A 23,877-nucleotide genomic window follows, 5' to 3' on the forward strand; every position below is an offset into this window, starting at 1 on the left:
AACAAAAAATGTCAATCGGAAGAATGTCATCTTTTGTAGAACAGGTATTAAATATTAGTTTAAATCTAAGGTGTTTTAAATTAAGTTGGGTTTATGGTGGATGCTAATAAAAAACGAGAAGGTTATCTTTGGTGGATGTGGAATTTTGCATTATATTAAGGTGGTGGAGTGGATTTATATGGAACCTTACAAGATGTTGATATATCTCTTAGTGGGCCTTATCTTAGAGAGTACATTAGGTTTAACCCCTGCCCAGGCTAATACTGGTGAGGTATTAAAGCAGCACCAACAATTAAAGCAGAGGGAGCAGCAGATTGTTGCAGAATTGCTTCAAATGGAATTGCATGTAGACAGGGTTAATCAAAATATGCAACTCGTACAATTACGTTTAGCCAAAATTCAAAAAACCATTCCACATGCCCACAATCAACTTGTACAGTCAAAGAAAAAGTTAAAATACAGTCGGCAAAAATTGAATATATGGCTGAGACATTTATACATGGAAGGGCGAACTAATTATTTAATTATTTTGTTTGGAGCGGAAAACCTGGGAGATTTTTTTAACAGATTAGCTATGGTCGGAATGCTGGTATCCCGTGGGATTGGGGACTACCAAAGGACCTACGAAGCCATGGGTGAGGTAAAAAAAAAGACAGAGGAGCTTACCAAGCTTGAACAACAATTGGTCAGCCAACAAAATGAACTGACCAAGGACCAGAAAAAGATAATATCCCTCCAAATGGCAAAGAAGCAGTTCCTGGAAGTAACTCGGCAGGAAATGGGGCAACAACAGGATAAAATATTACAGGTAGTGGAGGGGGTACATAGATCATTAAAACCCTTAGAGACGATATTGGCTCGTTTTAAGGACGCTTCATGGGAGCAGTATAGGCCGGATCATCTTGAGTGGCTTGGCACCCATGTGAAGGCTGAGTACAGCCAGAATACCTTCTCAAAAGTCCTTTTTAGTGGAGCGGGCCTAAAGATACCTGCAGCAGTTACCCTAAGGAACCAGAGTCTTATAATCAAAGGAGTGAATGAAGAGCATCTCCCCTTTACTATAGCTGGGGAACTGAGGGTGAACGGAAATAATGTATGTTATTGGTTATCTTCGATCCAAATTGGGGATGTGTTGTTAGATGAAGAATTGGTGAAAAAGATTGCTGGTGAAAACGGCTTGGTATACCCATTAGATATTTTGAGGGGTTGGCGGTTAAAGGACATACAAATTTTTGATGGAAAAGCTGTCTTTGAGCTTGTCCCTGCGTAGGACAGCCCTGCTTTTGCAGGGCTGGTTTTCAATATTATGATATTTTTTGAATTGGATCTACAGTTACTTTACGGCGGGAAGATTGTTCATCGGCATAATCACTGGCAATCAGGTATATATTTACCCAGAGATCGTGTTCATTTGATTTTCCATCTAATTCCTTTGCTACGTCTTTAAATTTTTTTTCCACTCTGTCTTTAAATCCAGAGAATTCTGCTAACATATCCACTACATCCCGTTGATTATAGGCCGCCCCTTCTTTTAGAATCTTTGCCAAAATTAACACCCCCTGTAAAAATTTCCCTAATTTGTACAATTATTATACTTCTCACGGGTTCTTTCTGTTAAGGGGTATAAAATGTCTAATATTTCTATTATTTGTATAAGAATCAAATAGGGTCCTTTATTAGGACCCTACTAAGAGATGATTAACTCATTATTGATTGTATTGACTAAATTGTTGTCCGAACTGGGTTTTACCAGACATACCTATCTGTCCACTCAAATAGTTGGATTGGGCTGGACTTAATCCATAGGATCCCAGGTTTTGCATACCTTGACTGGCTTGTTGGCTGCTTAAATTATATTGAGTGTAGGGTTGAATTTGTTGTGTGCTTTGTTTGTATTGTTGTCCATATTGTTGTTGGGGCTGATTGTATTGAGTGTAGGGTTGAATTTGTTGTGTGCTTTGGCTGTATTGCTGCCCATATTGTCGTTGGGGCTGATTATATTGGGTATAAGATTGACCCTGTTGGTTTTGACCATACTGCTGATCAAAGCTGGTATATTGACCCAAATTGTTAACAGGGTTTAGGGTCTGAGGGTTGGCAGAGGCACTGATAAAGCTGGATTGTCCTTGATTGGTGTACTGGGACATGTTATTCTGTTGAGCCTGCTGAGAAAGCTGCTGAGATGCACTGCTAATTTGGGCCAGATCCTGGTTCATATGCTGCAGGGTTTGGCTAAGACGCTGCAACTGCTGGGTAGCACTGGATTCATGTTGAGATAGTTGTTGGAGTTTTTGGGAATTCTGCTGTTCCGATTGCTGCATTTGATTGCACATTTGCTCAATTTGGCTTATGTCGTTGCGCAGATGGTTAATACGATCTTGAAGCTGCTGCATGTTTTGCATGGAATTACCTCCTAAAATATATTAGGCTTAGCCTAATTATATTTTTTTCCATTTAATAAAACATATGCATATTTTTTGTAACTTCTTTATTTTTCTTCAAAAGTTTTACAATTTGTATCTTGACATTCATTGGCATTTTGGCCGCTTACCTGAATTGTCTCAGCTTCACAAAGATTTCCTTTAGCCCAATATTTACAGCTTTCTACAATACAAACCACAGCAGGAGTAATTTGTTGACCCTCTCGGAAGGAACCACTGACAAGTCCACCCCAATTGACATTATCCATTGATCCTAGGTAGCTGGTAATTCCATTCTTTTTATAAAAGGTCTTGCATTCTGTATGGGCATCCTTCTGGGCCATTTTTCCTTCCTCTTCGTACAGGATATCAATATTTGCCGCAGTACAAAGATTTCCTAGTAGCCAATGTGTGCAGGTGTTTACTTCACAAAGAACCCGTGGACTTTTATGCATGGAATTTCACCTCGTGTTTTTTAATGTAGTCTGCCCAAATTATTACTGAATATAAGCCTTGGCAAAGAGAGGAATACCAAAGGGGTTTAATTTCAAGTTTTGAATATTTTTGGTAAGAGCAATTTTATCTTGACCATAGTTTAGAAAGACCATGGGAGTATCCTGAAGCATAATCTGCTGGGCATGATAATATAACCTTTTTCGTATTTTTTCATCTTGTTCTCTTTGTGCGGCACTGATTAAACGATCTACTTCACTGTTTTTATAATGGGTGAGGTTTGTTTTAGTAATTTCATCCGATGCCAGTAGTGTATAAAGAAAATTATCCGGGTCTAAGTTATCGCTGACCCAGCCAAATAAAAAAGCATCTCCTTCCTGTTTGCGCAGGGCCGATTTAAATTCATGCCAGGGATAAACCTTTACATTGACCCGAATACCAGCTTTAGCCAACTGCTTTTTGATGGTCGTAGCTAATTCAGTTCCACCTAAAGGGTTGTAGGGACGGGGTGTGTTATAAGTGATTAATGTTATATCCAATCCCTCTGTATAACCATATTGACTTAACAGGGCTTTTGCTTTTTCCGGACCGCCAAAATAAGGCCGTAAATTTTTGTTATAACCAAGTATTTCTGGTGGCAGAATGCTATTGGCAGCCAGTGATTGATCGCCAAAGATGTTCTTTGTCAACTCCCGGGTATCTATGGCCATGCAAAGGGCCCTACGGACCTTATCGTTGTTAAAAGGGGGCCGATTGTTAAACATTCCCAAATAACTGAGAGATGCTGACGATTGGCTGGTTGTTATAACATTTTGTGCCTTTATGGTATCCCCGGGTAGACCGGAAACATCAGCCATTTCCACAGTTCCTTTATTAAGCGATGCTAGTCTCTGCTGGGGGGACTGGGGAAGAAAGGATAAGGATTTAATAAAGGGCTTTTTATCCCAATATTTTTCATTGGCTAAAAGTATAGGAGCACCGTTACGCCAATCTGCCAGATAAAAGGGGCCCGTACCTGCCAGGAGCATTTTGTCATTGCCCAGATTCTTAAGGGAAGAGGGGCTTATAATGGGTGCCGCCCAAGGCATGGCAAGATTTCTTAAAAAGGGTGAATAAGGTGTTGTCAACAAAAAATTTATGGTATAATTATCAATCACTTCAATTTTTTTCAACATACCAAAGGTAAAACTGCCATAGGACATGGTGTCTTTTTTTTGTGGAGGCAGTTGCCGCTCAATACTTATTTTCACAGCCTGTGCATTAAAAGGCGTACCGTCGTGGAAAGTAACATTTTTCCTTAAATGAAAAACCCAACTGCAGCCATCTTTAGAAAGTTCCCAATGGGTAGCCAGACAAGGTTCTATTTCAGAGGTTCCTGATTGATAACGGACAAGTCCTTCGAAGATATTTGACAAAACCTTAGCTTCAGACATATTATTTGCTTCAGCAGGATCTAGACTTTTTAATGGTTCTGCAAGGGCATAGGTTATATCAATTTGTTGAGGAATTTCTTTTTTAAAAAAGGTGGGACTAGCCCCTTTATCATAGTTTACAACAACTGAAAAAAAGCTTAAGAATAGAAACAGAAAGGCCAATTGGAATAATTTGTTTTTCATTTTTCAACCCCCGTCAACAAGGTTTTACAGATGTATAATTCTTCCCTTAAATGTAAAATCCTTCCAGTTAGGCAAGAAACTATGAGCTATAATCTTTAAAAAGATAAATTTAAACAGAGGAGCAAAAAGATGACTATTAAATTTGGTTCTGCAGGAGCACCGGATTCTTTTTATGCCCAGGGACATAAAAGTTCTCTGCAAATGCCAGAATGGTTGGCCCAGAGGGGGCTGGACGCCTATGAGTACCAGTGCAGCCGCGGGGTCAAAATAAAAGAGCCCATGGCTAGAGAACTGGGGGAAAAAGCCAGGCAGTTTGGGGTTGCCCTTTCTATACATGCACCCTACTATATCAATCTGAGTACTGAAGAGTCGGATAAGAAAATAAAGACAAAGGGATACATACTGGATTCTCTGCGGGTGGCAAGGTGGATGGAGGCCAAAACTGTGGTTTTTCATCCCGGGGGTGGGCCAGGTACCAACCGGGGAGAAACCTTTAACCGTTCAAAGATTTTGTTCCGAGAAATATTACAAGAGATTGCCGCTGAAGGGTTACAGGATATTTTATTGGCTCCAGAAACCATGGGAAAAATTAATCAAATGGGTTCCCTGGAGGAGGTTCTGGAATTATGCTCCCTGGGGGAACAGGTGGTACCTTGTATTGACTTCGGACATTTAAATGCGGTTTCCCAGGGTAGCCTAAAAACCAAAGATGATTATGCCAAGATATTGGATATTATTGAAAATCAGTTGGGTAAAGAAGTGGTGAAACATCTGCATGTCCATTTTAGTATTATTGAGTTTACCAAAGCAGGGGAGAAGAAGCACTGGACCCTCCGGGAAAGCCACCTTTACGGTCCAGACTTTGCACCTCTGGCGGAATTGATTGTGGAACGTCAAATGGAGCCGGTGATTATTTGTGAATCCGCCGGAACCCAAGCAGAGGATGCCTTGATCTTTAAGAGTATGGTGAAAAAATACAAATAATATATTAATAAAGAAGGCTTGCCGTCAGGGCAAGCCTTTCAAACCTTTAGTGGATTTCCACGTGATCTCCGCCGGATTCCTTTAAAGCCTGGGCGGCCCTTTCGGCCTTATCATCAGCGGATTTAACAGTTACCAACATTTTACCCTCACGGATACGGTTCTCAAACTCCTCACCCTTTGCCGCCGGAATACCATAGTCGGCCAATCCGCCAGCAACGCCACCAGTGGCAGCGCCGGATAACATTGCAGCGATCGGTCCTGCGGCGATCAAAGGTCCAAATCCGGGAATGGCTAAGGCACCGGCACCCAAGGCTAGGCCTGCCAAACCACCTATGGTGGCACCACTTACAGCACCGTCGGCTACACCGTCTCCACCGGTGAAGTTAGTAGTCATGGGGCCCTCTTGGCCCTTTTCTTCGCCCTTTGCTACCATGGAGATTTCTTTGTCAAAACCAATACGGCGTAATTCACTAATGGCTCGTTCTGCCTGTCCCTGGGAGGAGAAAAAACCTGTAATTGTCTTCATGTAGCTACCCCCTTCAATTTTAAATGGTCGTTCAAAAATTAGGTTACCCTACTTTATAAGAGTCATTCATGACAAAAATAATTGTTGTTTCATTTAATTCTTTGCTTTGGAAAAAAGAAGTTTATTTTTAACTACTGTTTGGTATAATATGTTTTGTTGTTAGGGAGAATGATGGAAAAGCAAGATAAAAGAAAAGAAAGGAGAACTAAGAATGCTACCGACTCCTAAGAAATATTTTGTTACCGCTGCTTCATCCGAAGGAAAAAGTAAACTTACGGCATTTGACAATGCACTACTAAAAGCACGCATCGGCAATGTAAATCTCTTACGAGTGTCCAGCATTCTGCCACCGGGCTGTCAAGAGGACCCCGGCATGGTATTGCCTCCTGGTTCTCTAGTTCCAACTGCCTACGGATACATTGTCAGTAATGTACCAGGTGAGATTATTTCTGCCTGTGTGGGAGTGGGTATTAATTCCAATGATTCCTTCGGAGTTATTATGGAATTCTCGGGTAAATGCAGTAAGGAAGAGGCCGAACAAAACATCACCAATATGGTGAAGGAAGCATTTGAAACCCGAGGGATGGAACTAAAAGATATTAAGATTGCTTCCGCAGAACATAAGGTTGAAAAAATTGGTTGTGCCCTGGCAGCAGTTCCCCTTTGGTATTAGTATTAAGGAGGTCTGTGAAATGGAATTATGGTACTCAGAAAGAGGAATAGTCCCCGGATTAGCACTAAGTGTTGAAGTAAGCAAAGTGTTGCACGAAGAGCAAACAGATTTTCAGCATTTGGCAGTTGTGGATACACCCCTTTGTGGTCGTATGCTCTGGTTGGACAACATTATTATGACGAGTATTAAGGATGAATTTATTTATCATGAAATGATTAGCCACGTGGCTTTAAATACTCATGAAAACCCCAAGAAGGTATTAGTTATCGGTGGTGGCGACGGTGGCGCCATTCGTGAAATTATTAAGCACCCCAGTGTTGAGAAGGCTGTGTTGGTGGAGATCGACCGTAGAGTAGTGGAAGTCTCTAAAGAATATCTGCCGGAGATTGCCTGTGCACTGGATGATCCGAAAGTAGAAGTTCACTGCGTGGATGGTATCCAGTATGTAAGGGATCACAAAAATGAATTTGATGTTATTCTTGTGGACTCCACCGATCCTATCGGTCCTGCTGTTGGTTTATTTGAAGGCAGCTTCTATAAGAATTGTTATGACGCATTAAAGGAAGATGGTATCTTTGTTGCTCAAACCGAATCTCCCTATTATAATGAGGAATTGATTCCTAAGGTAAACAAAGATATTCGGTCCCTATATCCTATTACTAACATTTACCTAGCCTATGTGCCTACATATCCCAGTGGCTGCTGGACCTTTACCATGGGTTCCAAGAAATACGATCCCAAGGCGGTAGATTTTAGTACCAGACCCAGCTACAAAACCCGTTACTATAATCATGATGTGCATAAAGCAGCCTTTGCGCTCCCTAATTTTGTACAAGAATTAATTAATAAATAATGGGGGTTTACCAATGTTTGATCTATTAGATCGATGCAGCGGATTCATGGGTTCCTCCCAGGACTACAGTAATTCCAGCGTAGTCCTGGTGGGAGCACCAATGGATTTTACTGTCAGTTTTCGACCAGGGACTCGTCAGGGGCCCCAATCAATTCGGCAGGTATCCATTGGGTTGGAGGAATACAGTGTGATGCTGGATCGCGATTTGGCTGATTATGCCTATTACGATGCTGGCGATGTTGCCATTCCCTTTGGTCATGTACTGGAAAGCTTAGAACGCATCAGTAAGGTGGTTGGCAATATTGTTCAGGACGATAAATTCCCCCTGGTGCTCGGGGGCGAACACTTAGTCAGCCTGCCAGTGATTGAGCAAGTGGTTAAGAAACACCCTGGACTTAAGGTACTTCACTTTGATGCCCATGCGGACTTACGCCAGGATTACATGGGTCAAACCCTTTCCCACGCTTCCGTCATGCGAAGGGTGACAGATCTGGTGGGCAGCCAGAATATTTACCAGTTTGGCATTCGTTCCGGTACCCGGGAGGAGTTCGACTATGCCCGAGGAAATACCCGCATGTACCCCGGAAAGGTTCTAGAACCTTTAAAACAGGTGCTGATGGAGCTTAGCGGCCATCCGGTGTATATAACCCTGGACATCGATGTGGTGGACCCTGCCTATGCCCCGGGAACCGGTACCGCAGAACCAGGTGGTTGTTCGTCCGCAGAAATTCTGGAAGCTATTCATGTTTTGAAGGATTTAAATGTGGTTGGTATGGACTTGGTGGAGATCAGCCCAGTTTATGACCATTCTGAAAGAACGGCCTTACTGGGGGCGAAGCTAGTCCGAGAAGCAATCTTAGCCTTTGGCAAACCTAAGTAAAAGGGCAGGTTAAAAATTTCTGGTATAAAAATTAAAATAATATTTGACTTCTGAGATCACTTTTTGTATACTAATCAATGTCAGTGGGCAAAACGCTGGCTGCGATTGGAGCTGTGGTGTAGTGGCCTAACATGCCTGCCTGTCACGCAGGAGAACGCGGGTTCGACTCCCGTCAGCTCCGCCACTTATAATGCCTCGATAGCTCAGTTGGTAGAGCAGCGGACTGAAAATCCGCGTGTCGCTGGTTCGATTCCGGCTCGAGGCACCATATTAAATTTTGAAGTGCGGAAGTGGCTCAGTGGTAGAGCATCGCCTTGCCAAGGCGAGGGTCGCGGGTTCGAATCCCGTCTTCCGCTCCATTTTCTATATCTGGCGGCATGGCCAAGTGGTAAGGCAGAGGACTGCAAATCCTTTATCCCCAGTTCGAATCTGGGTGCCGCCTCCAGTAAACTCCTGGGTTTATTAAACTCGGGAGTTTTTTGCATTTATATTAGAAAAATATATCTCTTAGATGATATTGTAATATGCATAATAAAAATTAAAGCGTCTCTTTGCGAGGCGCTTTAATCATTTGTAGAATAGACAATTTTATTATTACTAGCTTTTTGGGTAATTAGGGGATATATTTTGGTTCTTTCAGCGGGTAAGTAAATATAAATGACACCTGACCAGAGGTGTCATTTTAGCATGTAGAAATTATAAAATTTCTTATGCTTTAGGATACCTTAAGCTGATTTTCTTAAATCGTTGGTAGGCACATCAAAGCTTAATACTTTGCGGTTGCAGGCTACTACACAGCTGCCGCACTTAATGCAATCTGGATCTGTTAGTTGGCCGTTTTCATCCACGTTGGGAACAAGGCCCATTGGGCAGGCTTTGGTGCAAAGGCCACAGTTGGTGCATTTATCACTATTGATAAAGAGCGGCATTTTACCTTTACCGAACCAACTAGCCAATGTTCCCATAGGGCAAATATGGCACCAACTTCTGGGATGAACTGTTAGGGCCAATAAAATACCCACAGCGGTGGTAATAGTCAGTAGACGTACAAAGGCCATACCCATACCGTACCAGTCGCCCCAAGCAAGGTAAAGCTGAGAGCCTAAAACGACGAATATTAAACCTAACATAAAGGAACGGAGCTTATTTGATCGCAACCAACTGGGAACTGGTTTTCCTTGATTAAACTTCTGGAAGAAAACATCATAGAAGGCACCTCGTGGACACATCCAGTCACACCAGGAGCGACCACTAAAGAAGGACATACCAACTGCCCCAATCATACATAATAATAGAAGAAAACCCGCTGGTGGATAGACCCAACCGGCTCCAATTACTGCTGGTAACACGATCCAAGTTATAGCTTGCCTACGAACACGTTTTAATAGTGCTATGTTTTTCATAGTACTACCTCCTCTTTGCAATTTGAATAATCATGATGATAATACTAATATAATTTATTTATATTACGCTGTCAATATTAAAATGCGTAATAATATTATGTCAAATATATGACAATTTTTTTTCCAAGTTAGAAGGGAAAAGTCCTATAGAATGTCGAAGTGATAAATATCACAAATCCTATTTTTTAGGGGTGTTATAGATGCTGGAAACCTGTAAACGGTGCCGCTATGGGGTGGAGATTATCCGGGGAGACTACAAATGTGAGAAGCAGGAGATTAAAATTCCCAGAGATGAGGCGTTGTATCCTTTTAGGCGGTGTGAATTGTTTAGTTTTAAAAACTGCCTAGTTAAAATTAAAAAAATACATGAAAATGCAGAAATACCGAAAAAAGCCACTTCAGAGAGTGCTGGTTTTGATTTACATACAATAGAAAGCTTTACTATTTACCCCGGGGAGCATAAATCCGTGAGGACCGGCCTGGTTTTTGAGCTGCCACCTTCCTATGCTATGCTGGTATACCCCCGCAGTGGAAACGCTAAGAAACACGGAATTACATTAAGTAATGCAGTTGGTGTGGTGGACTCTGACTATCGGGGCGAGGTTATGGTACTGCTGTACAATACAGGGGATCACGAGGTATCCTTTCAGGTAGGGGATAGAATTGCCCAGGCGATCATTCATGCATTGCCTGATATAGAATTAATTGAGTGTGAGGAACTCAGTGATACAAAAAGAGGTAAGGGTGGCTTTGGCAGTACTGGTCTATAATTTAATTATTTTTCAAAAAACCCTTGCGAAAGCTGTCAAACTATGATATATTTTATAAGCGTTGACAGTGCCTCGATAGCTCAGTTGGTAGAGCAGCGGACTGAAAATCCGCGTGTCGCTGGTTCGATTCCGGCTCGAGGCACCATAATTAATTTTAAAAGTGCGGAAGTGGCTCAGTGGTAGAGCATCGCCTTGCCAAGGCGAGGGTCGCGGGTTCGAATCCCGTCTTCCGCTCCATGTTCCATATTTGGCGGCATAGCCAAGTGGTAAGGCAGAGGACTGCAAATCCTTTATTCCCCAGTTCGAATCTGGGTGCCGCCTCCAATAAAAAATTTAAGCCATCTACTAATTAGTAGGTGGCTTTTTTACTATATCAGAAAGTATAAAAACTTTCCGACTTGCATAAGGGTAACTAAGGCTTACGCCGTCGCCTAAAGGCTCTCGTGCCCTATAGGGTATGGCGTAAGCCAAGTTTTCTTTACATGCTAACGTTTTTTCCGTTTAGCTGGTCTACTCTTTTGGCTGGTAATTCGAGGTTGGTTGAACACTTCTGGAAGATAAGCAGTGGGTGCAGCGGCGGTAACTGATTCGTTGATTTCCTTTATAACCTTAGAAACAATCTTTTGGTCTACGTTATTTTCTACCATGTCTATGGTGGAATCAAAAACTGGTAGTGTAGGCTTATGTTTGGGTCTTTCTGCTTTGATGATTTTAATGGGTGTCTTTACAGGTTCTTCGGTTTGTTGGTGCTTTTCAGGTTCTGATTTTTCAGGAGGAGAATAATTAGCAAGGGTAAGACCTGAAATTTGCATGTTTAGCGATGTGGCTTGGGCCAGGGTTTCTTCCAGTGCTAAAACCTCTTCGGGAGTGCCCCCAATACCCAGGGCCTTGATGGCATCCTCTTTCATTAATCGAACCCATTCGGCCACAACTTCCAGACCTTCCTGCAACTCCTTAAAACTTTTTTGAATTTGTTGTCCAATGTGTTTTTCAATTTCCTCCTGGCGGATGGAGAGGTTTAATACATCATTTCTTTCTGCTCTGGTTAATGAAGATAAGGGCTTGTCCAAACCCTTAATCCTATAAACAATTTGACGATACTCTTGGAACACTGAACAATACCCCCTATGCTGTTTTAATAAATTATTTCTCTAATGAAATGTAAAATCCTTCCAATTAAATAAAAAACAGTAAATAATTCCCATAAAAAACATAGGATTTAAGTTGTGTATAACGTAAGTGAAAAGGAATCCTTCTCGAAGAAATTTAGTGAGTAATGTAAAACTAATGGCAGTAGGTGCTATTGTTTTTCTCAAAAAATTCATTGGTTAACCATAACTTGGTTGTTGACTTGTCTATACTCCATATGCTATATTATTAATCGTCGGTAGGACATCTGTGCGGAAGTGGCTCAGTGGTAGAGCATCGCCTTGCCAAGGCGAGGGTCGCGGGTTCGAATCCCGTCTTCCGCTCCATTAAATTTTGGAGCTGTGGTGTAGTGGCCTAACATGCCTGCCTGTCACGCAGGAGAACGCGGGTTCGACTCCCGTCAGCTCCGCCAATAAGATATCAAAACAGATGTATTGACAAAAACCACCCTATTTGGTATATTAAATAAGCTGAATAATACATGCCCGGGTGGCGGAATAGGCAGACGCACAGGACTTAAAATCCTGCGGTTTCACGACCGTGCCGGTTCGACCCCGGCTCCGGGCACCAAGTAAATCAAGGTTTCACATGAATTAGGTCAGTGTATATCACTGGCCTTTTCTCTTTTCGGTGCCGAATCGGTGCCCGTATATCTCTTCGAGCTTTTCGGCGATCTCATTTTGCATGCTGGGAATTAGGTGAGAGTAAACATCTAAAGTTAAACTTATGGTTTGGTGTCCCAGGCGTTCCTGTACTTTTTTAGGGTTAATATTTTCAGCTAGAAGTAAGGTGGCGTGGAAGTGCCTTAAATCATGAAAGCGCAGGCCCGAAAGGCCAATTTTATCAACCAGAGCTTTAAAGCGATGGCTGACGGTGCCGGGGTCGGCTGGTGTGCCATCGGGTCTTGGGAATACTAGGTCGTGGTCCTGATATAGGTGCCCAAGCTTAAACCGCTCCTCCAGCTGTTTTTTACGATGGTCTTTTAGTAAGTTAGTTAAGAAATGAGGAATAATGATTTGTCGTCGGCTTTTCTTGGATTTTGGTTCGGTAAAAAATTTTCCCTTGTCGGGCAGCCTTTGCAAAGTATTTCGTACATAGAGAAGGTTTTTGTCAAAGTCGAGGTCTTGCCAACGTAAGCCAAGAAGTTCGCCTCTTCTCATACCGGTGAATACTGCTGAGATGATGATTATGTGGTCGGGGTGGTCTTTGGATGCCTGGATCATCCGGTCGATATTTGATAGGTCTGGCAGCTCGATTTCTTTTTGTTTGTTCTTAGGCGCCTGTACCGCATCTGCTGGGTTCCGGTTGAGCAGTTGCCATTGGACTGCGTGGGAGAGTGCTTCTTTTAATACCCGGTGATGGTATTGAACGGTTCTATTCGATAAGGTTTGCAGTTTTTGGGAGTAGTACCGTTGCAGATGCATGGGCTGAAGCTTTTCGATAATAATGGACCCGATGGATGGTATGATGTGCTTTTCGACTATTTTGCTGTAAGAGTAGTAGGTGGTAGGTGCCAGATTTGGTTTGCCGTAGTCTTCTAGCCAGCGTAGCATATAATCACCCAAACAGGTTTTAGATGGTTCGATATACTGGCCTGTCTCATATTCGGCTATGAGGCGGGCCATTTCCTTTTCTGCTTCTTTCTTTGTACCCTTAAAACCTCTCACCATTCGCTTCCGTTTGTTGGTTATGGGGTCTTTCCCCAGGTCAATAATAATTGTCCAAGAACTCTTGTGCCGCTTTTCTAAATGGCCGGGCATATCATCCCTCCTGTTTTAAAAGTTTCAACCTAAACCGCAGCAGCTGCTTAGTGACATTAAAATGGTCTGCTAATTCTTCTTTTTGAATTCCTTTGTCAATCGCATGCCGTAGTGCTGTGGCTGGGATTAAGTAATTAGCGGCCCAACGCAAAGCCTGATCTTCTGACTTGCTTAGCAACAGGCGGTTAGCGTAATGAAAGTATGTTCTGGGTGTGGCATAACCGGCGGTGGTGAAGTGATGACCTAGTTCCTCTGCCAAAATGCACCGAAGGCTTCTCGGGTTTTGGGATAAGGAAACGTCCAGGCCGATGACCGGCGGCATGCCCTCTAAACAGGTATAGACTGCCAATAGCGGAGGGGCAAACTCCCAATATTCAATTTTTATTCTTTCCTGAGCCGCAAGTTCAAATAGTCTGTCAGGCATAGATCCTCTCCGTTGCATTAATGGTCTTTTTTGTATTTGCGCATTAGGTAATCGATGAAATCCTCTAGGCTGCGCTGGGCTTCTGGGGGTAACTCTTTCATAGGGTCAAACTTTTGTTGTCCAGCTAGGGCGCTGAGTTCGATGAGTTTGTCCACTGGTGTGGGATCGTCGGTGCGTCCTAGCATATAATCTGTAGTCACCTTGAAAAAATCGGCAATTTTTTTTAGTGTTTCAAAATCCGGTTCCCTCGAACCTTGTTCATAGTTACTAACCTGGCCGCGAGTAAAACCGAGCTGTTGGGCCAGCTGTTCTTGTGTCAATTCATGCTTTGCCAGCAGTGTGGAACGAAGCTAAGGTATCAGAAACCCATTCCCCTGGGGGAGCCAGTGATACCCATAAAGCAGTTTCCACCTGTTTTAACAGTGAAGGAAGTTGCCGAACTTTTAAGGGTTTCTCGTTCTACCGTTTATGAGCTAATTAAGCAGGGGGAGCTACCCTACTTTCAAATTGGGAATAAGAAGAGATTTCAAACTGAACAAATTCTACAGTGGGTTGCTAGAAGGGAAGAAAGATAAGGGGGTGGGGCTGTGAAAAGGGCTTTTTTTATAGGAAAAGCCGGGGAATTTGTGTTGTTTTTACGTAGTATGAACCAGTTCCTAAGAATTCGAACCAGGTGTACCCACTGGTGGGAATCGGGGCGGTCCTACGGTATGGCTCAGGTGGAACCTGATGATTTTAAAAGGGAGGCGGTTTAGGTGTTAAAGGTAAACGTAGCGTTGGCAAATTTGCATGAGGCTTTGCAAGCGTGTGGGCTGGGTGAGGCGAAGGTGGTCATTAGCTGCCACAATCTTACACCGGGGGACAGCCAGATTAAGGCGAAGGAGCTGGCGGTCAGCGGTTTTGGGGAGCGGTTGGTGGAGGAGAACCAAGTTCACCGCTATAGTCATCGGCCCGGTGGTTTTTCCTGGCTGCAGTTGGAGGAGGAGCGGGCCAAGATCAACTTCTTTTATAACTTGAACAGTTTCTAGTTAGTGAGTAAGGAGGTTTTTTCAATGGCTGTGAAGTTTCATCGGGCACAGCGGAAGAAAGCAAAATTACGGTTGGGCATTGCGGGACCCGCTGGCAGCGGCAAGTCCTTCTCGGCTCTGCAGATGGCCTTTGGTCTGGGTGGGCCAGTGGCCATGATTGATACCGAGCGGGGGTCTGGGGAGTTGTACTGTCACCTGGGGGAATATGATGTTTGCACCCTGGAGGCACCCTTTACGCCGGAGAAGTATGTGGAGGCCATCAAGTCAGCCGAGGCAGCGGGCTATGGGGTGATTATCATTGACAGTCTGACCCACGCCTGGGCTGGTACTGGTGGGGTGCTAGATATCCACGGCTATGCTGCGGACAAGTCCGGCAATTCTTGGACCGCCTGGCGGCAGGTGACGCCCCGGCACAATGACCTGGTGGATGCACTGCTGCAGAGCAAGTGCCATATTATTGCCACCCTGCGGTCTAAGATGGAGCATATCCAGACCACGGAAAACGGGAAAACGGTCATTAAGAAGGTGGGGCTGAACCCCATACAGCGGGACGGGATGGAGTATGAAATGACCGTCTTTTTGGAAATAGACCACTCCCACATGGCCAGTGCCAGCAAAGACCGCACCGGGTTGTTTGATGGGCAGGTGTTTAAGCCAAACCGGGAAACGGGCCAAAAGTTATTGGCTTGGCTGGAGAGTGGTGTACCACAGGAGGCTGTTCAGGCAGGCAGTGGCTTAGGGGGTGCTGCATCGGTTGGACATGTTTCTACTGGTGGACATGGGGAAGGTACTGCTAAGCTGGGCAGCCGGCAGGAAAGTCTGGGACTTACCACAGCCGGGGCCAATGGGGCAGCCACAAAGGGGCCAGAGCTTAACAGCACAGCAGGCAGAGAGGTTACCGGGAGCAAGACAGTGGGGCAGGGGGCTGAGGTGATTGATTTTCCACCTGCTGGACCCCTTGTGGCACAGGGGCCTGGTAGTGAGGCATGGGAAGCTCTGTATGGTGGCACTGGTAAAGAGGCAACCCAGTCCAGTCAAACTGCAGCAAGAGGCCAGGGCAAGGGCAAAGGCAAAGCCCAAGAACCGAAACCACCTGTCAGCAGCCATCAGGAAGAAGACCCCTTTTGGAGTTCCCTGGATACCCTAACACCTCCCCCGGCTAGGGCTGCTGGCGGTAAAAGGAGGCTCTTTTAGTGGGGTACACGGAACACAGCTTGTTTCCTAGAGAGAACCCAGAGTTGGCCGGAGTTTGTTTTCAAGGTGTTTTACAGGTGCTGGAAAAGGAACGACAACGGCGGGGTCAGGACTATCGAAATGAATTACCCACTGGCCAGAGAAAAGTGCAGGAGATTGAGGAGGCCATCGGACAGTTAAAGGTGCTGTACCGGTTGGCGGTGGAGCCTAGAAAATAAAGAAAGCCGCTTGGTCGGGAACTTCCCTGCCAGGCGGCACACAAAATATCTCAAATATTATTATGGAGGCTTGACCCATGAAAATCAAGAAGCTAGGGGTACAAAATTTCCGTAATCATATAGATACTGATTTGTTGCTAGATAAGGTGAATTTTTTTATCGGCCATAACAATGCCGGGAAATCCACCATATTGGCTGCCCTGGTGTAGAAATTCGCCGACAACTGAATAACCCCGCTCCCATCTGCCGGTCAGACTTCGGGTGCGGGGTGCTCAGTTTCACGTTAGAACGCAAATCAAAGACTTTGGTGATGGTTTTAGAAGCCTTTTTGCTAAGAAGGTTTGTCTTGATAAACTCCCGATTAAACAAAGAAATGACGCCGCTATGCTTGGGGGAATCTAGCTCTCTGGTGGCCAACAAGGCCCGGATGGCATAGAAGGCAGCGTAATAATAACGGTTGATGGCACTGGCAAAGGAATCCCTTTCTAACAACAACTCTGCATCCTCAAAGGTCTTTTCGGCCTTCTCCAGCCGCCAGAGAACCAGGTCTTTAATCATAAACGCACACCTTCTTCCTGCAGATTACGGAAGAAGAGACTCTGGCGAAAGATAGGGTAGGTAAATTCATTTTGGCTTTTTAGCACAATGGAAATAAACACATTATATTTCAGATTGATCTCAACCTGTGTATCTAAAATAATTTCCTTTGCTAGTTCGTTCTTATTTTTAAGAACAATCAGTACATCAATATCGGAATCCGGTGCAGCAAGGCCTTTGGCCACTGACCCAAAGAGACGCATTTCCACAATGTTATCTGGCAGCTTAAGGCGGAGTTCCTGACAAAAAGCTTCCAGGGCTTGTGTGATATTGACAGGTAATTGGTCCATTTGAATCCCCCCTGTGCTCCTTTCTATCATATTACCATCTTTTGTTTTTTTAGTCACTGCGGACAGAATTGCTTATAAAGAAGGGTGAAAACATGGTTTTTGATATAAAGCAACTAACCCCAAAGGAACAACTTATCCTCTCCCTCATCCCCACCGGCCATCAGCAGGCAGCTAGCCGAGCAAGCCTTGCTAAACTAACCGGGCTGCCCGAGCGGGAAGTGAGGGAAATCATCAGCGGCCTGGTGGTGAAACATGGCCTGCCCATCGGCAGCTGCACAGAGCCCACGGTGGGCGGTTATTTCATCATCCAAGACGAAGCAGACCTGGAGGTGGCCACCCGTCACCTGCTGCCCAGAGCCAGGGCCATTATCCGCCGCACCCGGGCTTTGGAGAAGATTGCCCAGGAGAAATTCAGCCGCCAGCTTAAGCTGGTGCTGGAAGACTAAGGAGGCTCAAAGGGTGTCGGGTTGGATTAAGCTCTGGCGGAGAACCCTCGACCACGGGCATTTCCATATGCCCGACAGCTGCTTTAAGCTGTGGGTCTATTGCCTGCTAAAAGCAGCCCCCTTCGCCACCGGCGAGCTGGCCGCCGGGGAGCTTTATCTGAGCTATAAGGAAATTCAACAAAACCTGGGGCAGCAGGGCAAAACCATCAGTAAAAGCACCATCGCCGCTGCCCTGCGGTTTCTGCAAAATCAGGGCTACCTGGTGGTACAGGCGGCCCCACTGCAGGGTATGAAGGTGAAGGTTTGTAGTTGGCAGCGGTACCAGGCCAGGGAGGAAGGAAACTCCTCCGAGGGTGCAGGGGAGGGGGATAGCCAAAACCTTTCCACGGTACGAGCAGAATTGCTCCCTAGTACTGCTACAGTACCAATGGAATCGCCCCCTGGTACTCCTACAGTACCAGAACCTTCCCTCACTGGTACGCTAGGAGTACCAGCAAAGGCCTCCACTGGTACTGCTACAGTACCAGCTTGGTACTCTGAGAGTACTAGCACTGGTACTCCCACAGTACCAGTAACAGCCCGCGAGGCCAGTCGGGAAGCGGCCTACGGGACGCCCAAGAATATAGGTAAGAATACTAAAGAATATGGGTATAAGAATACCCCCCAAACCACCCATAAAATAAATTTTGATAAAAGGACTACCCTCCGGGACATTTTAGACCAGTTCCCCAGATACAGCAGCAGGCAGACGGATACCCTTCGGGACTACTGGCAGCTGGTTAGCCAGACCAGAAAGCACCGAAATATCTCACCCTCCATCGTCGCAAAACAGATGAACCAATGGGAACAGTATCCGGCGGAAATAGTCCTGGAAGCCATCACAATTCATCTAACCCGCCACCGGGATAAACGGGAGGAATACACCACCGGTATTATGAGACGGTTAGTCCAGGAACAAGAAAGGGGAGGGGGTAACCCCAAAGGAGGTAACACCAGTGGAAACCATCGAGAAAATACTGAACAAATTATCCCCAGCCGACCCACCAGCCGCTATGCCCATCTGGTCCAGGATAGCTAGGGAAAGGCAGGCCGCTAAGAAACAGCAAAGTGAACAGGGAGCCACCCAGCCCCAGCCCTCTACCCTAGAGGAGCCGCAGTACCGCTGCAGCAAATGCCGGGACCTGGAATTTGTCCCTGTGGGTGACGGTGTATTTACCTACTGCGAGTGCCGCAAGCAACGCATGCTTGAACGCCGCATCAAAAGCAGTCACATCGACCCGGCCTTTACCGGGGCCACCTTTGAAAATTACAAACTATTACCCCACAACACCAAAATGCTGGCAATGGCCCGGAAATATGCCGCTGAGTTTGAAACCATTCGTAAAGAACGAAACAACAGCCTGGGTTTTCTGGCCCAAATGGGGGAAAGCAGCATCAAAGAAATCCGAGACCCGGTGCAGCGGGCTGCGGTGAAGGCCCAGCATAATTCCTACGGTCTGGGAAAAACCCACCTGCTCTCGGCAGTGGCCCTCACCCTACTACATAGTGGTGTCCAGGTGCTGCTGGTGAATGATGCGGATATTGTGGCGGAGCTGCGGCAGGGGCAGTTTGCCGAGGATAGCCAGCACTTTGAAAAACTCATCGGCAGCATTGAACGGGTGGAGCTTTTAATCTGGGACGATCTGGGCAAGGCCAAGACCACCGAATGGGTGCTAAACCAGTATTACCGCATCATCAACTACCGCTACCGTATGGGCCTGCCCACCTGCTTCACCAGCAACGAAGACATGGATACCCTGGCGGAAAAGATCGGTGATGCCACTGCCAGCAGGCTTTATGCCATGTGCAGGGGCAGGCTGCTGCTCTGCGAGGGGCCGGATTACCGGCTGGCTTGAGAGGTGAGAAGTGAGAGGTTGGAGGTGAGAAGTGAAAGTGAGGGGGGGCGGGAAGCTGGCGGATTAGGCTGGAAATGTTGTGGAGTTGGTGGTTATTCTGTGGATAACTTGTGGATGGATGGTGGATAACCCTATGTAGCTTCTGATAATAGAGGCTGAGTCGCTTAACAGGTGAAAGGGGCTTCTAAAATAAAACGGGTAAAAGCGTGCTTGAATAACACAAAATAAGGAGAGGGGGGTCACAGTATGCACTTTACCGTCCCTGGCAGACCGGTACCCAAGTATCGGCCCAGGGTGGGCAAGCATGGGAACATCTACACACCGCAAAACTGCCGAGAGTATGAAAGGACCGTGGGGCTTTATGCCAGCAATGTTTTCCCCCAGCCCCTTACGGGACCGGTGACGTTGGGGGTTAAATTCTACTTTAGCCGACGTCCCGGTGATTTGGACAACTATGTGAAGGCCATCAGCGATGGGCTAAACGGCATTGCCTGGCAGGATGATCGACAAGTGGTGAAGCTCTTTGCCAGCCTGAAGCGGGGTAGCCCAGAGCGGGCGGAGGTGGTAGTGCAGCGGATTGGAAATGATTGACAAAGCACAGAAGGGAGTATAAACTATGCGACAAGCAGACTTTAAAGCACGGATCAAGAAAATTGAGATCGCCAATCGGACCCTGACCGATGGCTGGGCACAGGCCATCCGAGTACTGCTGGACGATATCGAACTAACGGATGAGAATTTACTGGAGCTAAAGCAGTTTCGCCCCAACGAGCCGGTGATGGTGCAGATTAACCCAGTGCAGGTGAGCCTCTTGGATAAAGTCCCGGCTGCAGCAAAAACCGAGGATAGCCTGGATGAGCCGGAGGATGGTGGCCTCTTTCAGTTTATCGAAGGGGAACCGGAGGATTTACCGCCTGAGGCGGTGTCAAAGGAGTGGAATTTCGGTTGATTAAGTTAGAAGGTGACGAGGTTTGTACCTTATTTACGGCCCTGACGGTGGCGAAGAACTTCTACCAGGAGCGGGGGATGCTGGAGGAAGCCCAGAAGCACGAGGCCCTGTTTGACCTGCTGTTTCACTCCGCCTCCATTCAGGTGGAATTCGGGCCGGGGTTGACTGAAGCGGGTATGGCCAGCCTGCAGGAGATTTTACAGAGGCGCAGGCAGGGGATGGAGCGGGAAAGTAAGTTGGTTGAGTTTCCGGGGAGTAAACAACTGTAGAGGGGTAGAAAATAAACAGCCGGCCCAACGGGGCCGGTTTTGTGTTGGTAGAAAGGTTTTTTAGAAGTATAACAGCTAGGGCAGCCGTTACATTGGTAACTGTTAGGGGGAGCTGTTTATTTAGGAATACCAAAGTTGTTTACAGCTTTGCCGAGAATTATGTACTCTCCAAAGGTGCGACCACTGATGTTTATCGCATAAACCGACTTTTATTAATGTTTTAAGAGGAAAAATTTAAAGTTAGGCGAATGTTGTTAGAAAAATTGAATGAAGTTATGATAAAAGAGATTTGTTAGTTATGCTATTAGGTGAATTTGATTAAACGTAAAATGAGGCTAATAACTGGGAGTTGGTGAAAAAAGTGTTGGCTATAGAAGAAAAGATAAATGAAGTTGAGGAAAAAATAGATAAATGGCTTATTGACCGGCTGGATTCATCTATTCCGAGAAACAAGTATATATATCATTGTAATTTAGCTTTTATTGATATAGTAATTGATCAAAAAATACTATTTACACCATTTGAAAAACATTACTTGTTTTCTCTAAGCTACAATACGCATATTGCACATCTTAAATTAAAAGAAGAATTAAATTTCGATTATTCATTCGATCACGCTTTGTATGCTTTTGCATTTGACATGATTTTGCGGGGAATGCAATATTCAATGCTTTGTGATATTTTTCCATTACTACATTCAGGGAAAGCAACCATGAGAATTGAAGGGTCCAATATCTTTTTTGATGTTAGAAGCATTCCTAAAAAGAATTATAGGTATATCAGCGATTACAGCATTAGAAAGGCGTTAAGTTATACACTACAAACGGCAAATGGCAAATTTACCAATTGGGATGATGAAAAAATAGCAATGAAGCTTTCTGATTTATATATACACTTTTGGAACGAGAACATGATTTATAGCGATTATGAGCCATACTCACGTTTGGATTGGGGTGGTATTAGCTTTTTCTTCATTGTTGCATCTATGCGCAGGTTTAATAAATTGTATAAAAAAGATTTTGATATAGTATCTCTTGATTCTCAAAAAATGATGATATTATTGTCCCATAAAGGTGTAGAAGAACTTCGAGGATTTGTTCCAACAACGAATGATGAATTATATAAAATGGCCCTAGAGGATAACATTTATAAACCCATTGGAAAGGGTAGCTTTCCAAAGCTAAGCGTTTCCGAAGCCCCCTTAAATAGCACAAAAGATGGGTTTATCTTTGCGAACCCATTAGTAATATTATTCAATGATTCTTTAGAAACAAGATTTCTCAACTACTTGCGAAAAAGTGACAATGAAAGATATTTGAGAATAAAAGATAAAATAAAGGAAAGAGTAATCCCACTAATAATTGAAATGATAAAATATAAATTTCCCGAAACAGTTTCTATTCCTAATTTTCATGTTAAAATTCCGCTTAAAAAGAAGAACAAGAGGGAATGTGACCTTTTGATAGTAGATGAGTGTGGCTTTGCATTATATCTTGAAATAAAACATTTCTACTATCCTCAATCTTTTTGTGAAACAAAAAAAGTTGATGCAGAATTGACCAAAGCATTAGAAAAAATGCCTGATCAACTAAATGCAATTAGTGAGAATTGGGGAAATATTAAAAGTACATACCGTATTAATACCGAGCTAACAGAACTGCATGGCATAATAGTTTCCCATCGTTATTTGGGATATGATGTTGAAATAGATTTGCAAACTCCCATTGTAAGTGCTGCAAATTTGTATGAAAGCATAGCAGAAGCAAATAATTTACGAGAAGTTTTTTTAGGCTGTAAAGAAATTGATGATATATACCCAACTGTACGGTTCATTAGAAAGGAACTTTCTTGTTATTTTGCTGGCTACAATTTTAATCTTGAAATAGAATGCTTAGATCCGCTATTTGAAATCTCTTTGATAAAATCGTACAGAGAACAAATTTATAGAAATGTGACATCTACAAAACCAAAATCATTTGATAATATATCAGATTTAGCACATGCTTATTTAGAAGAATTCAAAAGTTAAAATTAAATTGATAAATTTTTGACATTTATCCTCGATGGAGCAAAACCGGGCCACCGCCCGGCCCGCTTCCCATAACTGCAACTGCAGCATGGGCAAAACTGCAGTTGCCGCCGAATCCCGGCCCCGCCGGACTGCCCCGGCTAGGTGCCGGGGCGTACTTCCTGGGGCTCCCGGTGGGCACTACGCTCTGCAGCGTAGTGGGCCAGCTCGGCCATTGCTACGAAGGCGATGTGCTTGCAGAGGGTGCCCCGGTAGACCACATCGGAGCAGCTACACCAGGCCCCTTTGGGGGAGATGGCCACGGTGTACTGCTTGCGGCCATACTTCACAAAGCCCCGTACATCCACACCCCGCTGACCAAAGACCCGATAACCCACTTCAAACTGCCAGCCAGCAGCAAGCCCCGCCAATGCCCGACTAAACCGACCTTCATCAACCTTACCCAGTAACTTTCTCAGCATACCTAACAACCTCCCATTTTCTTCGAGCACCACGGAGCCGGTGCCGGGGCTGTCAAGGGTGGAGGCGGATGCCGGAAAGCGGAGAAAAATTTAATGCTCCTGCTCCAGGTTTCCCGCCCCAAAGAGGAGCATAAAATTTTTCGCAGCGGCCCTTGATGGCCCCGGCATTGCCGCTGCAGCTTGGACAACCGTAAAGCTGGATTTTTCGGCACCATAAGAGTATGACCCGCAACAGGGGTGCCGGAAAATCCCGACGATGACAGGTGTCGTTGCACCAGCAGGAAGTCGTAGCAGCGGGGAGCAGCGGCAAAGGCGCAGTACAATGGAGAGACATGGGAGAGTCACCTTCAGTTGTGCACCAAAGGCGGAAGCCTCCCGGCCCCAAGCTTGGGGCGGGAGGTTTGGAGGGTTGGGGTTGACCGGCGGCAGCTGCCGCCAGGGTGGGCAGCCCGCTCCACGTGCAACCGTAAAGTCGCTGCAGCGGCAGCAGGACCCTAAAGCAATACGAGCACTTTGCCGCAGATCGCTGACCCCAGAGGTTACCCCTTGACACCAAGCCCTATGCTACAGTAAAATAATACCAAGTCGAC

At 45.1% G+C, this 23,877-nt stretch carries 33 protein-coding genes and 10 tRNA genes; 29 read left to right on the plus strand and 14 right to left on the minus strand.

What is annotated here, in order from left to right:
• Positions 1-100 precede the first annotated feature (100 nt).
• Positions 101-1,270, plus strand: coding sequence for a coiled-coil domain-containing protein (locus DRED_RS02570; RefSeq protein ID WP_011876863.1), 1,170 nt, complete (start codon positions 101-103; stop codon positions 1,268-1,270).
• A gap of 34 nt (positions 1,271-1,304) precedes the next feature.
• Here DRED_RS02570 and DRED_RS02575 read toward each other — a convergent pair whose 3' ends face one another.
• The 4 genes from DRED_RS02575 to DRED_RS02590 form a co-directional block, all read right to left on the minus strand.
• On the minus strand, positions 1,305-1,547 hold the full coding sequence (locus tag DRED_RS02575) for a hypothetical protein (protein WP_011876864.1): 243 nt from the start codon (positions 1,545-1,547) through the stop codon (positions 1,305-1,307).
• 159 nt (positions 1,548-1,706) lie between these two features.
• Entirely contained in the window at positions 1,707-2,402 is a 696-nt protein-coding gene (locus DRED_RS02580; protein WP_011876865.1) for a hypothetical protein, read from the minus strand.
• An 86-nt stretch (positions 2,403-2,488) separates the two neighbouring features.
• The gene (locus DRED_RS02585; protein ID WP_011876866.1) at positions 2,489-2,875 is read right to left on the minus strand and encodes a DUF1540 domain-containing protein; all 387 of its coding nucleotides are present in this window, start codon (positions 2,873-2,875) and stop codon (positions 2,489-2,491) included.
• 42 nt (positions 2,876-2,917) lie between these two features.
• Positions 2,918-4,489: an ABC transporter substrate-binding protein gene (locus DRED_RS02590; RefSeq protein WP_011876867.1), complete on the minus strand. Its 1,572-nt coding sequence runs from the start codon at positions 4,487-4,489 to the stop codon at positions 2,918-2,920.
• 129 nt (positions 4,490-4,618) lie between these two features.
• On the opposite strand from DRED_RS02590, the gene DRED_RS02595 reads away from it, so the two are divergent.
• Complete coding sequence (locus tag DRED_RS02595) at positions 4,619-5,473, plus strand: TIM barrel protein (protein WP_011876868.1); 855 nt, start codon at positions 4,619-4,621, stop codon at positions 5,471-5,473.
• Positions 5,474-5,519: 46 nt separating this feature from the next.
• Here DRED_RS02595 and DRED_RS02600 read toward each other — a convergent pair whose 3' ends face one another.
• Positions 5,520-5,999, minus strand: a complete 480-nt coding sequence (locus DRED_RS02600; RefSeq protein WP_011876869.1) for a hypothetical protein — start codon at positions 5,997-5,999, stop codon at positions 5,520-5,522.
• Positions 6,000-6,210: 211 nt separating this feature from the next.
• Between DRED_RS02600 and DRED_RS02605 the strand changes: the two genes are divergently transcribed.
• The 7 genes from DRED_RS02605 to DRED_RS02635 all read left to right on the plus strand — a co-directional run bounded on the left by DRED_RS02605 (position 6,211) and on the right by DRED_RS02635 (position 8,850).
• Positions 6,211-6,672, plus strand: coding sequence for a pyruvoyl-dependent arginine decarboxylase (locus DRED_RS02605; RefSeq protein WP_011876870.1), 462 nt, complete (start codon positions 6,211-6,213; stop codon positions 6,670-6,672).
• Positions 6,673-6,691: 19 nt separating this feature from the next.
• Positions 6,692-7,525: a polyamine aminopropyltransferase gene (gene speE, locus DRED_RS02610; protein ID WP_011876871.1), complete on the plus strand. Its 834-nt coding sequence runs from the start codon at positions 6,692-6,694 to the stop codon at positions 7,523-7,525.
• Positions 7,526-7,538: 13 nt separating this feature from the next.
• Positions 7,539-8,405, plus strand: coding sequence for an agmatinase (gene speB, locus DRED_RS02615; RefSeq protein WP_011876872.1), 867 nt, complete (start codon positions 7,539-7,541; stop codon positions 8,403-8,405).
• A 107-nt stretch (positions 8,406-8,512) separates the two neighbouring features.
• A tRNA-Asp gene (locus DRED_RS02620) sits at positions 8,513-8,589 on the plus strand.
• Between the two features lie 8 nt (positions 8,590-8,597).
• A tRNA-Phe gene (locus DRED_RS02625) sits at positions 8,598-8,673 on the plus strand.
• A gap of 16 nt (positions 8,674-8,689) precedes the next feature.
• Positions 8,690-8,764 (plus strand) — tRNA-Gly (locus DRED_RS02630).
• Positions 8,765-8,776: 12 nt separating this feature from the next.
• Positions 8,777-8,850: transfer RNA gene (locus DRED_RS02635), tRNA-Cys, on the plus strand.
• A gap of 280 nt (positions 8,851-9,130) precedes the next feature.
• Here DRED_RS02635 and DRED_RS02640 read toward each other — a convergent pair.
• The gene (locus tag DRED_RS02640; RefSeq protein ID WP_041274399.1) at positions 9,131-9,808 is read right to left on the minus strand and encodes a 4Fe-4S binding protein; all 678 of its coding nucleotides are present in this window, start codon (positions 9,806-9,808) and stop codon (positions 9,131-9,133) included.
• A gap of 200 nt (positions 9,809-10,008) precedes the next feature.
• On the opposite strand from DRED_RS02640, the gene dut reads away from it, so the two are divergent.
• The 4 genes from dut (at position 10,009) to DRED_RS02660 (ending at position 10,902) form a co-directional block, all read left to right on the plus strand.
• Positions 10,009-10,578: a dUTP diphosphatase gene (gene dut / locus DRED_RS02645; RefSeq protein ID WP_041274400.1), complete on the plus strand. Its 570-nt coding sequence runs from the start codon at positions 10,009-10,011 to the stop codon at positions 10,576-10,578.
• Positions 10,579-10,647: 69 nt separating this feature from the next.
• Positions 10,648-10,723: transfer RNA gene (locus DRED_RS02650), tRNA-Phe, on the plus strand.
• Positions 10,724-10,740: 17 nt separating this feature from the next.
• Positions 10,741-10,815 (plus strand) — tRNA-Gly (locus DRED_RS02655).
• Between the two features lie 12 nt (positions 10,816-10,827).
• A tRNA-Cys gene (locus tag DRED_RS02660) sits at positions 10,828-10,902 on the plus strand.
• A 161-nt stretch (positions 10,903-11,063) separates the two neighbouring features.
• On the opposite strand, the gene DRED_RS02665 is transcribed toward DRED_RS02660, so the two are convergent.
• Positions 11,064-11,690 (minus strand): hypothetical protein, encoded by a 627-nt coding sequence (locus tag DRED_RS02665; protein ID WP_011876875.1) that lies wholly within the window; start codon positions 11,688-11,690, stop codon positions 11,064-11,066.
• 288 nt (positions 11,691-11,978) lie between these two features.
• Between DRED_RS02665 and DRED_RS02670 the strand changes: the two genes are divergently transcribed.
• From DRED_RS02670 to DRED_RS02680, 3 genes are all read left to right on the plus strand, one after another.
• Positions 11,979-12,053 (plus strand) — tRNA-Gly (locus DRED_RS02670).
• Between the two features lie 9 nt (positions 12,054-12,062).
• Positions 12,063-12,139, plus strand: a tRNA-Asp gene (locus tag DRED_RS02675).
• 71 nt (positions 12,140-12,210) lie between these two features.
• A tRNA-Leu gene (locus DRED_RS02680) sits at positions 12,211-12,297 on the plus strand.
• 38 nt (positions 12,298-12,335) lie between these two features.
• Here DRED_RS02680 and DRED_RS02685 read toward each other — a convergent pair.
• The 3 genes from DRED_RS02685 to DRED_RS02695 are packed head-to-tail and all read right to left on the minus strand — an operon-like array spanning position 12,336 to position 14,249.
• Entirely contained in the window at positions 12,336-13,487 is a 1,152-nt protein-coding gene (locus DRED_RS02685) for a tyrosine-type recombinase/integrase (RefSeq protein WP_011876876.1), read from the minus strand.
• Position 13,488: 1 nt separating this feature from the next.
• Positions 13,489-13,911 carry an ImmA/IrrE family metallo-endopeptidase gene (locus DRED_RS02690; RefSeq protein WP_049755837.1) on the minus strand — a complete coding sequence of 141 codons (423 nt, stop codon included), beginning with the start codon at positions 13,909-13,911 and terminating at the stop codon, positions 13,489-13,491.
• A 17-nt stretch (positions 13,912-13,928) separates the two neighbouring features.
• On the minus strand, positions 13,929-14,249 hold the full coding sequence (locus DRED_RS02695; protein ID WP_041274401.1) for a helix-turn-helix domain-containing protein: 321 nt from the start codon (positions 14,247-14,249) through the stop codon (positions 13,929-13,931).
• A gap of 48 nt (positions 14,250-14,297) precedes the next feature.
• On the opposite strand from DRED_RS02695, the gene DRED_RS02700 reads away from it, so the two are divergent.
• From DRED_RS02700 to DRED_RS19700, 6 genes are all read left to right on the plus strand, one after another.
• The gene (locus DRED_RS02700) at positions 14,298-14,486 is read left to right on the plus strand and encodes a helix-turn-helix domain-containing protein (RefSeq protein ID WP_238442568.1); all 189 of its coding nucleotides are present in this window, start codon (positions 14,298-14,300) and stop codon (positions 14,484-14,486) included.
• A gap of 12 nt (positions 14,487-14,498) precedes the next feature.
• Positions 14,499-14,666 (plus strand): hypothetical protein, encoded by a 168-nt coding sequence (locus tag DRED_RS18500; RefSeq protein WP_156779564.1) that lies wholly within the window; start codon positions 14,499-14,501, stop codon positions 14,664-14,666.
• Positions 14,667-14,939, plus strand: coding sequence for a hypothetical protein (locus DRED_RS02705; protein WP_011876879.1), 273 nt, complete (start codon positions 14,667-14,669; stop codon positions 14,937-14,939).
• 24 nt (positions 14,940-14,963) lie between these two features.
• Positions 14,964-16,133: an AAA family ATPase gene (locus tag DRED_RS02710; protein WP_011876880.1), complete on the plus strand. Its 1,170-nt coding sequence runs from the start codon at positions 14,964-14,966 to the stop codon at positions 16,131-16,133.
• Positions 16,133-16,351, plus strand: a complete 219-nt coding sequence (locus DRED_RS02715) for a hypothetical protein (protein ID WP_041274402.1) — start codon at positions 16,133-16,135, stop codon at positions 16,349-16,351. The genes DRED_RS02710 and DRED_RS02715 overlap by 1 nt, the downstream gene beginning before the upstream one ends.
• A gap of 77 nt (positions 16,352-16,428) precedes the next feature.
• The gene (locus tag DRED_RS19700) at positions 16,429-16,560 is read left to right on the plus strand and encodes an AAA family ATPase (protein ID WP_083755123.1); all 132 of its coding nucleotides are present in this window, start codon (positions 16,429-16,431) and stop codon (positions 16,558-16,560) included.
• Here DRED_RS19700 and DRED_RS02720 read toward each other — a convergent pair.
• Positions 16,508-16,909 (minus strand): HEPN domain-containing protein, encoded by a 402-nt coding sequence (locus DRED_RS02720; protein ID WP_011876881.1) that lies wholly within the window; start codon positions 16,907-16,909, stop codon positions 16,508-16,510. The genes DRED_RS19700 and DRED_RS02720 overlap by 53 nt on opposite strands.
• Positions 16,906-17,238, minus strand: a complete 333-nt coding sequence (locus DRED_RS02725) for a nucleotidyltransferase domain-containing protein (RefSeq protein WP_011876882.1) — start codon at positions 17,236-17,238, stop codon at positions 16,906-16,908. The genes DRED_RS02720 and DRED_RS02725 overlap by 4 nt, the downstream gene beginning before the upstream one ends.
• A gap of 92 nt (positions 17,239-17,330) precedes the next feature.
• Between DRED_RS02725 and DRED_RS02730 the strand changes: the two genes are divergently transcribed.
• The 7 genes from DRED_RS02730 to DRED_RS02760 all read left to right on the plus strand — a co-directional run bounded on the left by DRED_RS02730 (position 17,331) and on the right by DRED_RS02760 (position 22,826).
• On the plus strand, positions 17,331-17,684 hold the full coding sequence (locus DRED_RS02730) for a DNA replication protein (protein ID WP_011876883.1): 354 nt from the start codon (positions 17,331-17,333) through the stop codon (positions 17,682-17,684).
• Between the two features lie 13 nt (positions 17,685-17,697).
• Positions 17,698-18,762: a hypothetical protein gene (locus tag DRED_RS02735; protein WP_011876884.1), complete on the plus strand. Its 1,065-nt coding sequence runs from the start codon at positions 17,698-17,700 to the stop codon at positions 18,760-18,762.
• Entirely contained in the window at positions 18,680-19,579 is a 900-nt protein-coding gene (locus DRED_RS02740) for an ATP-binding protein (protein WP_238442569.1), read from the plus strand. The genes DRED_RS02735 and DRED_RS02740 overlap by 83 nt, the downstream gene beginning before the upstream one ends.
• Positions 19,580-19,825: 246 nt before the next feature.
• Positions 19,826-20,170 carry a RusA family crossover junction endodeoxyribonuclease gene (locus tag DRED_RS02745; protein ID WP_011876886.1) on the plus strand — a complete coding sequence of 115 codons (345 nt, stop codon included), beginning with the start codon at positions 19,826-19,828 and terminating at the stop codon, positions 20,168-20,170.
• 25 nt (positions 20,171-20,195) lie between these two features.
• A complete protein-coding gene (locus DRED_RS02750; RefSeq protein WP_011876887.1) occupies positions 20,196-20,528 on the plus strand; it encodes a hypothetical protein in 333 nt (110 codons plus the stop codon).
• The gene (locus DRED_RS02755; RefSeq protein WP_041274403.1) at positions 20,513-20,797 is read left to right on the plus strand and encodes a hypothetical protein; all 285 of its coding nucleotides are present in this window, start codon (positions 20,513-20,515) and stop codon (positions 20,795-20,797) included. Before DRED_RS02750 ends, DRED_RS02755 begins: the two co-directional genes overlap by 16 nt.
• Positions 20,798-21,149: 352 nt before the next feature.
• A complete protein-coding gene (locus tag DRED_RS02760; protein ID WP_238442570.1) occupies positions 21,150-22,826 on the plus strand; it encodes a hypothetical protein in 1,677 nt (558 codons plus the stop codon).
• A 140-nt stretch (positions 22,827-22,966) separates the two neighbouring features.
• Here DRED_RS02760 and DRED_RS02765 read toward each other — a convergent pair whose 3' ends face one another.
• Together DRED_RS02765 and DRED_RS18505 are read right to left on the minus strand one after the other, a co-directional pair.
• Complete coding sequence (locus DRED_RS02765) at positions 22,967-23,287, minus strand: SWIM zinc finger family protein (RefSeq protein WP_011876890.1); 321 nt, start codon at positions 23,285-23,287, stop codon at positions 22,967-22,969.
• A gap of 52 nt (positions 23,288-23,339) precedes the next feature.
• Positions 23,340-23,840 (minus strand): hypothetical protein, encoded by a 501-nt coding sequence (locus tag DRED_RS18505; RefSeq protein ID WP_156779566.1) that lies wholly within the window; start codon positions 23,838-23,840, stop codon positions 23,340-23,342.
• Between the last annotated feature and the right edge of the window lie 37 nt (positions 23,841-23,877).

It is taken from the genome of Desulforamulus reducens MI-1, from assembly GCF_000016165.1.
In the GTDB taxonomy this organism is placed as follows: domain Bacteria; phylum Bacillota; class Desulfotomaculia; order Desulfotomaculales; family Desulfotomaculaceae; genus Desulfotomaculum; species Desulfotomaculum reducens.